This window comes from Stenotrophomonas sp. 1L-E-5-B-C3, assembly GCF_057292075.1.
The window spans coordinates 197521-210905 of sequence record NZ_JBXAWS010000001.1 but is presented as its reverse complement, the minus strand read 5'-3'; the positions used below and the strand labels follow the sequence as shown (position 1 = coordinate 210905).

Here is a 13385-nt window from a genome sequence, read left to right as displayed (position 1 = left end):
AAAACCAGTCGAGCATGGCTCGACTCTACAAAAGCCTGCCGCGGCGCTTACTCGCAGCGCGTGGACGTGATGATGTTGTCCTTGTCCACGAACACGCGCAGGCGGTCCGGGCGGATGTCCTTGGTGGTGATGGTGCTGGGGCCGATCGGGTTGACCAGACCGGCACCGCTCTCGCGGGACAGGCGGCGGATGTTGGGCTCGTTGGCCGGCTGGCCGATCGCCCAGCCCAGCTGGCTGGTGTCGCAGCGGCCACTGCCTTTGACTTCCGGGCCAGGGGTGCTGACACAGGCCGACAGCAGCAGGGCGGAGGCCGGCAGCAACAGGGACAGACGGAATGCAGACATGTGAGCGCTCCTGCGCAGGGGACGATGGCAGGAACGATAGCACCGAGCGTGCGAAAGGCGTCAGCGCCCCGGTCATTGCCGGCACAGCGTGGTCATTGCATAGTGGGAGGAATAGCTGGCAGTACGCCAGCGGGCAGGCCGGGCCTTTCCGGCGCAGGTGTTGGATACGGTATGACGGCAGGCAGTTTCCGCGGCAAGGACAAGACAATGACGGCCCTGATGTTGTCGTTGCTGGGCGTGGCGTTTGCCGCCTCCGCTGCCGATCCGGAACCCGAGCAGGTCCAATCCCCGGTATTCGGCGCCTGGCGCAACCTGCAGACCGAATCCGGCTACGCGCCGGCCCAGCGCAACCTGGCCTTCGCCATGCTGCCGCAGGCCGCGACCCGCGGCGACCGTTTCGCCATCCTCGACCGCGAGGGCAAGCGGGCGGTGTGCTGCCTGCAGGTGGCCAGCCCCTCGCTGGGCGTAGCTGCGCTGCGCGGGGAGTACCATTTGCCACAGGCCTGGGTGACGGATCTGAGCAATGGCCGTAGCCCTGCACGACCCTATGTGCCGCACGTCTATGCGATGCAGCGGGTGGACGAGCTGGCCGACTACAGCTTCGCCGATGTACCTGGCGCCTACAGCGACCTGGGCGGTCTGCTGATTCCGGAAGGTGCCGCGCTGGAGGCCGACGGCAGCGCCGTGCGCCTGGGGGACAGCCGCTACCCGCTGCATTTCCAGCGCCAGCCGCACGCCGATGACGATGGCGCGTTGGACCGCTACAGCCTGCAGGCGGGCGAGGGCGCGGCCCCGTTCGTGGTTGAAGTGCCGTTCGGCACCTACTGATTGCAGCACTGCACTGGCTAGAATGCAGCGCGGCGCCATCTGCCGCGCCTGCTCCGTGAGTCGTTGCCGTGTCCTTGCGCCCCTTCCTGCTGTCGTCCCTGTTGCTGTTGTCCGCCTGTGCCAGTGTGCCTCCGCCGCCACCGGCCCACTCCGATGCGCTGTGGCGGTTGATCGAGCGTGACTGCCGTGGCACCGAAGCCCCGCGCGGCGACTGCCTGCGGGTGGAGACGGCAGCAGACCGGCGCGATGTGCTGGTCAAGGACGCGCACGGTGATTACCAGTTCCTGCTGATGCCGCTGGACAAGGTCAGCGGCATCGAGAGCCGCAGCCTGTACCAGCGTGGTGCACCGAACTACTTCGCTGCAGCCTGGCAGGCGCGCAGCCACACCGAACAGGCCTTGCGGCAACCGCTGCCGCGCAACGTCGCCAGCCTGGCGTTGAACTCGCCGCACGGCCGCTCGCAGCACCAGCTGCATATTCATGTGGATTGCCTGCGTGCCGACGTGCTGCAGGCGCTGGACACGCATGCTGTCGCCCTGGGCAGCCAGTGGGCACCGCTGCCGGGGCTGCTGCGCGGCCATCAGTACCAGGCACGCCTGCTGCCGGGCGCAGAACTGACCGCCAATCCGCTCAATCTGCTGGCCTACGACCTCGCAGGCGTGGACGACGTCGGCCAGTGGAGCCTGGTTGTGGCGGGCCGGGACGCCGTGCAGGGCGTCCCGGGCTTCATCCTGCTGGCCACCCGTGTGGACGCGGGCACCGGCAACGAGGCCAGCGCCGAAGAGCTGCAGGACCACGCCTGCTCGGTGCTGACCGGTGCCGGCAACGCGCTGGAGCGGGTGCGCTAGTCCAGCATCCTGTGCTTGCTCCGCCACATGGGTGCGGTCAGCGCCAGCAGCTGGCGATCCTGCCAGCCTTCCAGATCCAGATGATGGTCGCGCAGCAGGCCTTCCTGCTCAAAGCCGAAGGCCCGCAGCGCGGTGGCGAACGGATCACTGCAGTCCGGTGGCAGCATCACGAACAGGCGATGCAGGCCGACGTCCTCGAACAGGAAAGGACACAGCGCCTGCAGCGCCGCGTCGGCATGCGGGTGCCAATGCTGCAGCGACAGCAGTTCTGCGCAACGCGCGTGCAGTGATTGCAGGCGGACGTGCAGCTGGTCCAGCACGTTGCCGTGCTCGTCATCGAATACCCCCAGCAGCAGCTGGTCGTTGTCCTGTTCCAGGCGTGAGCGATGCATGTGGGCGAGGAAGCGCGCTTCCTCATCGATAACGGACGGATCGCGGCGGCCGCGCCGGCGGCGGTCATCGAACAGGCGCCAGCGTGGCAGATCGGTGCGTTGGAACGGGCGCAGGGTGACCGGTGCCACCTGCAGTTGCAGCAGATGGCGGCGCAGCACCGGGCGCAGCGGGGGGAGGGTGGAAGCGGGGTATGGGGTCATCATCCCCGAAACGATGGCCGTGCCCGCACCGCCAGACCATTCAAAACATTGCAAAAACGCGGTGGTTGTCCGGGGCGGGTCTGATTCGGTTCAGGCATAAGGCCATCAGGGCTGGTCATTTCCGTTGAAACCACCCATTCAGGACACTTTCGTTACGGGATCGTTATGCGCCGCACAGGCCGCTGCCCCCGTACCACCACCCGCCCAACTCCCCAGGAAGCCCATGTCCGCCTCCCACAAGGCGCTGCGCCCGCGTCCGCTGGTGCTCGCACTGTCGTCCCTGATGCTGGTCTCGCTGCCGGCCTTCGCGCAGGAAAGCGCACCCACCACATTGCAGGAAGTGAAGGTCACCGGCTCGCGCATTCCACGCGCCAGTGTCGAGGGCCCGTCGCCGGTGACGGTGATCAGCCGCGAGCAGATCGATGCGCAGGGCTACCGCAATGCCTTCGATGCTCTGAGCGCGCTGACCGAGAACACCGGCAACGTACAGGGCGAGGACTTCGGCAACACCTTCACCCCGGCCGCCAACACCATCAACCTGCGCGGGCTGGGCCCGAACCGCACTCTGGTGCTGGTCAACGGCCGCCGCCAGGCCGACTACCCGCTGGCCTACGAGGGCTCGGTGAACGTGGTCAACCTGGCCAACATTCCCAGTGCGCTGATCGAGCGCATCGAGGTGCTGGCCGCTGGTGCATCGGCGGTATACGGCTCCGACGCCATCGCTGGCGTGGTCAACATCATCCTCAAGGACCGCTTCCAGGGCGTGGACGTGAACGTGCGCGCCGGTGGCACCCAGCAGGGCGGTGGCGACAACCAGCGCGCGCAGGTGGTCGGCGGGAGTTCCGGCGAGCGTTGGGATGCGCTGTTCGGCTTCGAGTTCGATGTGCGCAAGGCGATCCACGCGCGCCAGCGCGACTTCATGGATTCGCTGGACGATGATCCGGCTGGCAAGGCACCGCAGGCGACCGCGATCGCCTATCGCCGCAATGCCGCCACCGGCCGCAACATCGATCCGGGCGTCAATGGCTGCGACGGTGCGTCTGACATCTATGGCGGCAGCGTGTTCCGTGCCAACAACCCGCGCCAGGGTTGGTACTGCGGCAGCAACGAGGCGGCGGCAAGCTACTGGACCGTGCAGACCCAGAAGCGCAACCTCAATGGCTATGGCCTGCTGACCTTCCACGTCAACGACACCACTGACCTGTTCGCCGATGTCGCCGTAGGCAGCGCGCGGATCTACAACAACACGCGTGCGCCGACCTGGACCTCGGCCCGCAACTACTTCTACAACCAGACCACCGGCAACCTGGAAAGCTGGTACCGCCGTTTCGCGCCGGAAGAAATCGGTGGCCTGCCGCGCAACGCCAACCGCTTCCTGGAAAACTCGTGGTCGTTCAACGTCGGCGCGCGTGGCCAGATCGGCGACAGCGGCTGGGACTATGAAGCGGTCTACAGCCGCTCGCGTTACGAGAACAGCACCCGTCGCCCGGTGTTGCTGGCCGGCATAAACGAATACCTGCTCGGCCCGAAGCTGGGCGTGCGCAACGGCGTTGAGGTCTATGCGCCGGACCCGGCGCGCCTGTTCCAGCCGTTGACCCCGAACGAATACGAGGGGCTGTCCGACTACCAGGAAAGCCGTAACGCGGCATGGCTGCAGACCTTCAGCGCCAGCGTCAATGGCCGCCTGTTCGCGCTGCCCGGTGGCGACGCTGCATTGGCGGCGGTGGTCGAGGCCGGCAGCCAGGGCTACCGCAATCGCCCGGACCCGCGGCTGGGCAGCGGTGAATTCTGGAACACCAGCGCCGGCATCGGTGCCGGTGGCGAGCGTGACCGCTATGCGGCCGGCGTGGAACTGCAGCTGCCGTTGCTGCAGTCGCTGACCACCACCCTGGCCGGTCGCTATGACCAGTACCGCGCAGGTGGCGAGCACATCGGCAAGGCTACCTGGAGTTTCGGCGTCGAGTTCCGCCCGATCGAGAGCCTGTTGATCCGTGGTTCGGCGGCGACCAGTTTCCGGGCGCCGGACATGAACTACGTGTTCGCCACCGAAACCCGCGGCTACAACCCGGGCATGACCGACTACTGGCGCTGCCGCACGGCGGGCCAGTCGTACGACAACTGCGACTACAACGGCCTGTCGATTGATTACAGCAACCGCGCCAATGCGCAGTTGCAGCCGGAATCGGCCAAGTCATATGGCTTCGGCGTGGTCTGGTCGCCACTGTCCGGCCTGGATTTCAGCGCTGACTACTACGACATCCGCATCGACAACGAAGTGACCAGCCTCGATACCAGCCGCATCCTGCGTGATGAGGCCGATTGCCGCCTGGGCCGCACGCTGGGTGGCGAAGCGCGCGATATCGGTTCGCCTCTGTGCCAGGACGCGCTGTCGCGGGTGATCCGCAATCCGTCCAATGCAACCGTGCAGCCAGACCAGGTGACCCGCGTGCTGATCAATCCGATCAACGCGGCCTCCGAATCGGTTCGCGGCCTGGACCTGAAGGGCAACTGGCGCTTCGATGCCGGCCGCTACGGCCGCTTCACCACGCGCCTGGCCTACACCGTGGTGCTGGAGCACAAATACCGACAGTTCTCCGATGATCCGGAGCGTGACATCCGCAATTCGCTGGATGACTACCAGTGGCGCAGCAAGGCCAACGGCAGCATCACCTGGAACCAGGGTGACTGGACCACCACGCTGTACGGCAACCGCTTCGGCTCGCTGCCGAAGACCGATGGCAGTGGCCGCATCGCGCCGTACATGACGTACAACGCGAGCGTGTTCCGCCAGTTCGGCGAAAACCTGTCGGTGGGTGTGATCGTCAACAACCTGCGTGACAGCCGCCCGCCGGCGGACAAGAACGGTGGCGGCTGGCCGTTTTATCCGGTCGGCAACTACGACCCGTATGGCCGCCAGTACTGGGTGCAGTTGGACTACCGGTTCCGCTGATCAGGCAGGCGAACGAAGGGCCCGGCATCGCCGGGCTTTTCGTCTGGAGCTCAGCGCTCAGGCCATCAGGTCTTCCTCGATCTCTCTTACAACCACCTGAAACCGGTTGGCATCATCCTGGGAATTGCCGCCAATCTGCATCTGGTAGCACGTTGGAAGACGCGACGGACAGCTGCTGAAATGGTCGATGCAGACATATTCACCCCGGGTGATCAGCTGTTGGAGATCTTCCGGTGACAACTCGCGTCGGCCGACGATGGTACCGTCCCCGGCTTGGGCGGTCAGGACCAACGACTCGAGATCAGCGGCAGCGGCGATTTCTGCGTCCAACCGCTTGACCTGCACCTGAAAGACACGTCGACAGATCAGTTTGTCCAGCCAGTGCTGCTCATCCGTCGCGAAATGAGCATTGTCAGGTTCGGTTGCACGCGTCGCGTCCTCGTGCACGCCCCGGTGAGCAAAGCTCAACCCGGCGTAGCGCTCGTACTGTTGCAGCGTGCGCTTGCCGCCGAGCCCGTGCCTGGCAAGTGCGAACGCATCTCCTGATGCGGCTGCTGCGAGCATGTTCACTGCCTTGCCTGACGCCTTCAGCGATCGATCGAAGGCACTGGCTTCGATTTCACCACGCGAGCGGCACTCATCGGAGTGATCATCCCACACTCGGTTTGCGTCCGAGTTGTACTGGTGCCACAGCAGCGGTCGATGGGGGTGGAAGAAGTCATAACCATGCGTATAGGCCCTGACCGCCATGACGATTTCTTCGGTCGAGAAGAAATGGTCTGCATCGTTCATGACTTCCCTCACGAACTCGCCGTCGGAGAACAGGAACCCGCCACTGATGAATCGAGCGCGCATCGGTTTGCTGCGTACTGGAACCTGGGGCATGCGTACCGCTTTGTAGCTGACCACGCCTACGCTGTTGAAGCCGCGGACGAGCATCTGGCCGACATGGTTCTGCCGGGTTTCAGGATAGCTCTCGGGCTGGAACGCGGGCGGGTACCCGGTCAGCAGCGGTTTGCATGAGCGTGTGCGCAGGGATTCGAGCATCTCCACCAGCAACCCGTCCCACGCGTCCGAGAAGCGGTGGTGAGAGTCGATCTGCAGGTTGTAGCGCTCGTCGCGATAGCGCTCCTGCGCCAGCCTTCGTGCCCACCCACAGCCGCGGGCGTGCATGAAGCCCACCTCGATCAGTTCAACTTCGGCCCCGTTCAAGCGCAGGCGATGAATCGGATGCTGATCGCCGATGCAGCTCGATTCCAGCTGGAAGCCCGCAGCCAGAAAATCCTGGAGATTTGCTTCATCACCATGTTGCCAGCACACCACCACGTGAAGTGCCGCTGGCGCAGCTGCGCGCCGCACGAGATCGACGAGCGTTGGAATCAGTTGCGGATCGCGATAACTGGGTATCTGAACAAACAGGCTGGCGGGAAGATCCATCTTCAGTTCACTTGGGTTGGTCGGGCGAGGAAGTACGAATGCTCGACATCATGCACGACGTTTGAAGCGCATTGGAAATGCAGCTATCGAAAGGATTATCCGGCAGTATGTTTCGATATCGGGCCTGGTGAAATCGAAAGAGTCAAGTTGAGTTCTCTTTGCATTTTCACGGTGATTGCTGATTGGCGTTTAAGTAATTGACCGGTGCATTAACCGCTGCTAGTTTTCGGCTGCTGGAGTGAACCAGCGATACAAACTGCCAGAGTCAAGGAGAGATCAATGAAGGCAAGCCTCATCGTAAGTCCGATCCTGTTGGGTGGACTCGCCATGGCCAGTGGAACGGCATCGGCGGGAGATACGGTAACCGTCAATGGCGCGCGCTATACCTGCACGTCAAGCTGCGTTGTGCAGACCAGTGCCAACGGTGGCTACACCGTGACGGATTGTTGTGGTGGGCGCGTAACTCGCGTGATACGTACGCCGCCGCCTGAGGAGTGATTGCAGCCTGCTCGCCAGGCAGTACCCGTTTGAATCCGGCCTCTACGGGGGCCGGACAACGAGCATGATGGAGAAACGGAACATGGATGCACGTGCGTTTTTGATCACGATGGCAGCGGTATTGGTAGCGGGGTGCGCACAGGATGACGTGGCAGCGGGTGGAGCCGCACAGGCGAACGCCGGGTCGTCATCTGCCGCCGTACGGAGCGCGGGCAGTGGCCAGGAGGTGACGCCTGCAACGGATACGAGCGCGCGCGGAACGATTCCGTCATCTCCTGGCGGAGCCATGTCCGCCGGGGATTCGCCTTACCTGGCTGCAGAAAGTGCAATGATGCAGGACGGTGCGCTGTCTGTGGAGCAAAGCGATGCCATCCTCGTTTCGGATAAGGCTTTCGAAAAGACAGTCCAAGCGTTTGCTGACGATGCCGGAAAACGCCCTGAAGCGCAGGACCTGACCGCGCACTACAAGCAGGCGATTGCGCGCAGCCTCGGCAAGAATGAATCCCTGGGTGAGTTCGCGTGTGGATACAGCCTGTGTATTGGTTCAGTACGTACCGGCTCTGCTGAAGAGTACGAGGCGTGGACTGAAAAATTCGGATTGGACGCCGCTGCGCCCACCTACAGTTTCTCGGGCCTGAGCAAGAAGCTCGACCAGCGGAACTACGAGGGAAGGTTCGTTTTTTCTACCGATCCTGCCGCCCGATCGATGATCACCAGCCAATAGGCCTGCAGGTCAGGTAGCGCCCGCACGTCGGCCGGCGCTGCCTCGATCAAGGCAGCGCCTGCAGCAGGTACGACTCGATGACGTAGCTGAAAGGCTGCTGCTGGCGGTCGCGCAGCAGGGCACGCACTTCCAGGATCACGCCGTGATCGCCTTCGCCCCGCGGCGGCCAGAAAGTCTGGTCAGCCAGGGTCTGGCGCTGGAAACCGAGCGGGCCGACCACGCGACCGAACGGTTCGTCGGTGCTGTCCAGCACCTGGTTCATGGCCGGGCTGAGATGCTCCGGCAGATACCAGTTGTCGGCCTCGGACAGCACGCGGCTGCCGCACACCAGCTGCACGCGGCGATAGCGCAGGTCGGTGCCTGGCTTTACGCCCAGCGCCTGCAGCACGTCGGTCGGCGCCGGCTTGCCCTGGCCGCGTACGCGCACCGCGCGCACCCGTGCCTGCTCGGCCAAGCCGTGTTCGGCGCACCAGTGTTCCAGGGTCGCGGTCGCGCTCTGCCCGGACAGCACGCGCTGGTGCAGGCGCTCGACCAGCGCACCCGGGGCGATCCGCTGCTGGCCCGGCGGCGACTGCAGCGGCGCAGCGGCCGCAGCATCAGTGGCGGACAGGCTGGCGATCGGAGCGGCGGCAAGCAGGGACGCGGCCTGCCAGCGGCGGAGACGATCGTGGCGGTCGGACGGGCCCATGCGGCATCACAGCGGAAACAGGCGCCCATGTTACCCGTTCAGGGGTGTGCACGGCGTGGCTGCGACCGGTTGTCGCAGGGGGAATCATCGTTCTGGTGAATGCGTGCCATCCAGATATTTCGTTGGCCGATGGCGCTATCGAGGCGCAGGATGGCGCCAGTCTTGGCTTTCCGGGAATTCCCGATGACCCTGCAGTTCATCCACGGCGGTGTCGACCGCGACGGTGCACCACTGCACTTCCACATCCGTGATGGCCGCATCAGCGGGCTCAACGGCCATACCGGCCCGGCTGAAGGGGCGGAAAGCGTCGATCTGCAGGGCTTTGCGGTGCTGCCGGGGTTGGTGGATGGCCACATCCACCTGGACAAGAGCTTCGTCGGCGACCGTTGGCACCCGCATCAGCCGGTGAACAGCCTGCGTGAGCGGTTGGCGGTGGAAAAGGCGGCGATGGAGGCTGCGGCGCCGATGGTTGATCGCGCCGAGGCGCTGATCCGCCAATGCAGCGGCTTCGGCACAGTGGCAATGCGCTGCCATGTCGATATCGATGGCGGCACCGGCCTGCGTCACCTGGAAGCGGTGCGCGAGGCCGCGCTGCGCTGCGCCGGCATCATGCGCATCCAGCTGGTGGCGTTCCCGCAGGCCGGCGTGATGTCCTGCGCTGGTACCGCAGCGGTGCTTGAGCAGGCCCTTGCAGCGGGTGTGGACGTGCTGGGCGGCATCGATCCGACCACACTCGATGGCGATGCCGAGGGCCAGCTGGCACTGTTGTTCGGCCTGGCCGAGCGCTATGGCGTGCAGCTGGACATCCACCTGCATGAGCCCGGCGAAACCGGCCTGGCCCAGCTGCTGCGTATCGCCGCGCGGACCCGGGCCGCCGGCCTGCAGGGAAGGGTGGCGGTCAGTCATGCTTATTCGCTGGGCGAGGTGCCGCTGGCACGCGCGCTGCAGGTGGGCGAGGCGCTGGCGACGGCGGGCGTGGCGATCATGAGCAACGCGCCGGGCGATCATCCATTCCCGCCGCTGCGCGCGCTGCATGATGCCGGTGTGCACGTGTTCGCGGGCAACGACAACATTCGTGACTGCTGGTGGCCGTATGGCAACGGCGACCTGCTGCAGCGGGCGATGCTGCTGGGCTACCGCTCCGGCTTCAATACCGATGCCGACCTGATGCTGGCGCTGGACATGGTGACCACCCATGCCGCGCAGGTGATCGGGCTGCCACAGTACGGCCTTGCAGAAGGACATCCGGCCACATTCGTGGCGGTGCGTGCCGACCACGGCCCGGCCGCTGTGGCCGCAGTGCCGGTGGAGCGCAGCGTGGTGGTCGACGGCCGCTGGCTGTAGATTCACGCCGCGCAACCCCGTGTAGTGCCGAGCCATGCTCGGCGGCCTTTCAGACGTAATCGTCGGCACGGGTGACGACGAATTCCTCAAGCCACGCCAGCAGGTGGGCGATGTCGATGATCTCGCCCTGCTCGACGCGCTTGAGCAGCAGCGTGCTGGCGCCGATCTGCAGGCTGCTGTCGGCATAGCGCAGCACCGCGTCGATGCCCCAGGCATCGGTGACCTGCATCCAGGCCAGGCCCGGCACGCGCTGGGCCAGGGTGTCACCGAACGCCACGCCCAGTGCTTCCCAGCCATCGCAGTCGTCGCGGTCGATCAGCTCGGCATCGACCACGCGCTGCAGCGTGGTGGCCGCCAGCGGCCACTGCACCGGCAACGTCGGAAAGCCGGCGGCCACGCGCGCAGCGATCAGCAAGCGCTGGTGCTGCAGATGCGTCTGCAGTGCAGCGGGCAGGGGATCGAAGCGGGTGGGGATTTCATCGGACATGGCGAGGCGCCGTGGGGCACGGAAACTAGGGCGACTGTAGCCTGCGATGTAGTGCCTTGGTGCGGCAGGTCTGATCAGATATCGATGATCAGTGCGCGAACTGTGATTGCTTCCGCATGCGCAGCATCAATGTGCGAATACGTCATTCTGCGCGATTCAATCGTTCTCTCATGGGCTCAGCCGGACTTGCGCGCTTGCTGGATGACGAACTCCTCCAGAGCTTCAAGCAGATGGTTGATCTCGATGGTCTTGCCTTCTTCGACGCGTTTGATCAACAGGGTGCCGGCGCTGACCATGATATTGGCGTCGCCATAGCGGAGAACCGCATCGACGCCCCAGGCATCGGTTACCTGGGCCCAGGCAAGTTCCGGTACACGCTGTGCCAGACAATCACCAAATGCGACCCCCAGTGCTTCCCAACCGTCACAATCATCGTGATCGATCAGTTCTGCATCGACTACGCGTTGCAGCGTGCTCGGCAGCAGCGGCCATTGAACAGGCACGGTAGGGAACGCAGATGCGACGAGGGCAGCAACCTGTGCACGCTGCTGCTGCATGTGGGCGATGAGCGCAGGTGGCAGAGGATCGAACCGGATGTCGGCTTCGTCCTTCGGAGCAGGGGTCAAAGTAACCTGGTACGTGTTGGTCATGGGTGAGGTAATTCGGAGAAGGGCGTTCGCTACCCTATCGCCCAGGCATTGGGTACGCCATCAGTCGGCCTTTTACGACAAGCGTGTACCTGCTGGCGCTTCACCGCGATTTCGAATACTGGGCGGTCGTTTCCATCTACGCATGGCGTGGATCTACTGTGGTCAATCCGGCTCGCGATCAGTGGGCCTTTTGCGACAGGCGCGTACTCGCTGACGCTTCAGCGCCCTTTCGGATGCCGGACGGTCGTTTCCATCCACGCATGACGTGGTTCTACCGCGGTCAATCCGGTTCGCGCTGCACCTGGCGCCACAGTTCGCTGGCCAGCGCTCGCACGGCATCATCGGCATCGGAGCGATGCAGCAGGCCGATCTCGTAGTTGTCGATCACCGGCAGCTCGCGTTCGCCATCGATGATGCGGTGATCGCGGGTGACCGCGCGGCGCGGCAGCAGGCTGATGCCGATGCCATCGGCCACCGCGCCCTGGATGCCACTCAGCGAAGAACTGGTGAAGGCGATGCGCCAGCGCAGGCCCAGCGCCTCCACGGCGTGGATCATCTCGTCGCGGTACAGCCCGCGTGGCGGGAAGGTGACCAGCGGCAGCGGGTCCTGCTGCAGGCAGCTGCTGCGCAGGCTGTCGATCCAGTGCATCGGCTCGCGCCGGCAATGCACCGCCTGGCGGCTGTTGCGGCGTTGCTTGACCAGCACCAGGTCCAGCTCGCCGTGGTCGAAGCCCTGCGCGAGGTCACGGCTGAGGCCGCTGCTGATCTCCAGCTTCACCTGCGGGTGGCGGCGGCTGAAAGCGGCCAGCATGCGTGTGGTCTGCGCGTTGACGAAGTCCTCGGGGACACCGATGCGCACCGCGGTTTCCACGGTGGCGCCGGCCAGCGCCTGTGCCATTTCCTCGTTCAGGTCGAGCATGCGCCGCGCGTAGCCGAGCAGGGTGTGGCCGGCATCGGTGGGGTGTACGTCGCGGTGGCCGCGTTCGAGCAGGCGATGCCCGGCCAGTTCCTCCAGCCGGCGCACCTTCTGGCTGACGGTGGACTGGGTCGAATGCAGGCGCGTGGCCGCAGTGGTGAAGCTGCCGCAGTCGGCCACCATCACCAGCGCACGCAGCAGGTCCAGTTCGAACAGGGTTCTATTCGATTTGGCACTGTCTTGCATTTGAACATTTCACTTCTGGATACCCAGGCCGACTTCTACCATGCAGGGCAGGGGCCGGCAATGCCCGGCTGTTGCTACCGTCGCACGGCGTTCCGTGGCGACGGTCATGAGGAGACACCGTCATGCGCGTCCATCGTTCCCCTGGCTGGCCTGCGCCGTTAGCGCGCGTGCTGCTGTTATTCCTGCTGGCCATGGTCTCCCCGGCCTGCACCGCAACGTCCAAAGCCGACGTCGATGGCCGCCTGCGCGATGCTGCCAGCCGTGGCGATGCCGATGCGCTGCGACAGGCGATCGAGGATGGCGCCACGCTGGAGGCGCGTGATGGCCAGGGCCGTACCGCGCTGCTGCTGGCCACGCATGGCAACAATGTAGACGCCGCGCGTGAACTGATCGAAGCCGGCGCCGACGTCAATGCCAAGGACGCCATGCAGGACAGCGCCTACCTGTACGCCGGCGCGCGTGGACTGGACGAGATCCTGGCGATGACCCTGGCGCATGGCGCCGACCTGCGCAGCACCAACCGCTACGGCGGCACCGCCTTGATTCCCGCCGCCGAGCGCGGCCACGTCGCCACCGTGCGCACGCTGCTGCGTGCCGGCGTCGCAGTGGACCATGTCAACCGCCTGCACTGGACCGCGCTGCTGGAGGCCATCCTGCTCGGCGACGGCGGCGCGCGCCACGTGCAGATCGTGCAGCTGCTGCTGGATGCCGGCGCCGACCCCGAGCTGGCCGACGGCGACGGCGTGACGCCGCTGGCGCACGCGCGCAAGCGCGGCTACACCGAAATCGAGACCCTGCTGCGCCAGCATGGCGCGGCACGCTGAAGACCGTC

General features: G+C 65.2%; 13 protein-coding genes. 6 read left to right on the top strand and 7 right to left on the bottom strand.

What is annotated here, in order from left to right; all coding sequences use genetic code 11:
- Nucleotides 1-47 precede the first annotated feature (47 nt).
- Complete coding sequence (locus AC0Z6F_RS00920; RefSeq protein ID WP_485616458.1) at nucleotides 48-344, bottom strand: hypothetical protein; 297 nt, start codon at nucleotides 342-344, stop codon at nucleotides 48-50.
- 171 nt (nucleotides 345-515) lie between these two features.
- On the opposite strand from AC0Z6F_RS00920, the gene AC0Z6F_RS00915 reads away from it, so the two are divergent.
- Both AC0Z6F_RS00915 and AC0Z6F_RS00910 read left to right on the top strand, forming a co-directional pair.
- Nucleotides 516-1172 carry a decarboxylase gene (locus AC0Z6F_RS00915; RefSeq protein ID WP_100468825.1) on the top strand — a complete coding sequence of 219 codons (657 nt, stop codon included), beginning with the start codon at nucleotides 516-518 and terminating at the stop codon, nucleotides 1170-1172.
- Nucleotides 1173-1240: 68 nt separating this feature from the next.
- Entirely contained in the window at nucleotides 1241-2020 is a 780-nt protein-coding gene (locus AC0Z6F_RS00910; protein ID WP_485616459.1) for a CDP-diacylglycerol diphosphatase, read from the top strand.
- Here the strand turns inward: AC0Z6F_RS00910 and AC0Z6F_RS00905 are convergent.
- Nucleotides 2017-2616, bottom strand: coding sequence for a GNAT family N-acetyltransferase (locus AC0Z6F_RS00905; RefSeq protein WP_485616460.1), 600 nt, complete (start codon nucleotides 2614-2616; stop codon nucleotides 2017-2019). The genes AC0Z6F_RS00910 and AC0Z6F_RS00905 overlap by 4 nt on opposite strands.
- Nucleotides 2617-2836: 220 nt before the next feature.
- On the opposite strand from AC0Z6F_RS00905, the gene AC0Z6F_RS00900 reads away from it, so the two are divergent.
- On the top strand, nucleotides 2837-5563 hold the full coding sequence (locus AC0Z6F_RS00900; RefSeq protein WP_485616461.1) for a TonB-dependent receptor plug domain-containing protein: 2727 nt from the start codon (nucleotides 2837-2839) through the stop codon (nucleotides 5561-5563).
- Nucleotides 5564-5620: 57 nt separating this feature from the next.
- Here AC0Z6F_RS00900 and AC0Z6F_RS00895 read toward each other — a convergent pair whose 3' ends face one another.
- Nucleotides 5621-7000: a GlcNAc-transferase family protein gene (locus AC0Z6F_RS00895; RefSeq protein WP_100434862.1), complete on the bottom strand. Its 1380-nt coding sequence runs from the start codon at nucleotides 6998-7000 to the stop codon at nucleotides 5621-5623.
- A 580-nt stretch (nucleotides 7001-7580) separates the two neighbouring features.
- Between AC0Z6F_RS00895 and AC0Z6F_RS00890 the strand changes: the two genes are divergently transcribed.
- Nucleotides 7581-8222 (top strand): hypothetical protein, encoded by a 642-nt coding sequence (locus AC0Z6F_RS00890; RefSeq protein ID WP_065724600.1) that lies wholly within the window; start codon nucleotides 7581-7583, stop codon nucleotides 8220-8222.
- 46 nt (nucleotides 8223-8268) lie between these two features.
- Here AC0Z6F_RS00890 and AC0Z6F_RS00885 read toward each other — a convergent pair whose 3' ends face one another.
- Entirely contained in the window at nucleotides 8269-8910 is a 642-nt protein-coding gene (locus AC0Z6F_RS00885) for a hypothetical protein (RefSeq protein WP_485616462.1), read from the bottom strand.
- A 183-nt stretch (nucleotides 8911-9093) separates the two neighbouring features.
- On the opposite strand from AC0Z6F_RS00885, the gene AC0Z6F_RS00880 reads away from it, so the two are divergent.
- Nucleotides 9094-10254, top strand: a complete 1161-nt coding sequence (locus AC0Z6F_RS00880) for an amidohydrolase family protein (protein WP_485616463.1) — start codon at nucleotides 9094-9096, stop codon at nucleotides 10252-10254.
- Between the two features lie 49 nt (nucleotides 10255-10303).
- Here AC0Z6F_RS00880 and AC0Z6F_RS00875 read toward each other — a convergent pair whose 3' ends face one another.
- The 3 genes from AC0Z6F_RS00875 to AC0Z6F_RS00865 all read right to left on the bottom strand — a co-directional run bounded on the left by AC0Z6F_RS00875 (nucleotide 10304) and on the right by AC0Z6F_RS00865 (nucleotide 12553).
- Nucleotides 10304-10741 carry a DUF3806 domain-containing protein gene (locus AC0Z6F_RS00875; protein WP_485616465.1) on the bottom strand — a complete coding sequence of 146 codons (438 nt, stop codon included), beginning with the start codon at nucleotides 10739-10741 and terminating at the stop codon, nucleotides 10304-10306.
- Between the two features lie 176 nt (nucleotides 10742-10917).
- Nucleotides 10918-11391 carry a DUF3806 domain-containing protein gene (locus AC0Z6F_RS00870; protein ID WP_050509791.1) on the bottom strand — a complete coding sequence of 158 codons (474 nt, stop codon included), beginning with the start codon at nucleotides 11389-11391 and terminating at the stop codon, nucleotides 10918-10920.
- 280 nt (nucleotides 11392-11671) lie between these two features.
- Nucleotides 11672-12553: a LysR substrate-binding domain-containing protein gene (locus AC0Z6F_RS00865; RefSeq protein ID WP_485616466.1), complete on the bottom strand. Its 882-nt coding sequence runs from the start codon at nucleotides 12551-12553 to the stop codon at nucleotides 11672-11674.
- Between the two features lie 122 nt (nucleotides 12554-12675).
- Here AC0Z6F_RS00865 and AC0Z6F_RS00860 point away from each other — a divergent pair, with 122 nt between their 5' ends.
- Entirely contained in the window at nucleotides 12676-13377 is a 702-nt protein-coding gene (locus AC0Z6F_RS00860; protein WP_100468819.1) for an ankyrin repeat domain-containing protein, read from the top strand.
- The last annotated feature ends 8 nt before the right edge of the window (nucleotides 13378-13385 follow it).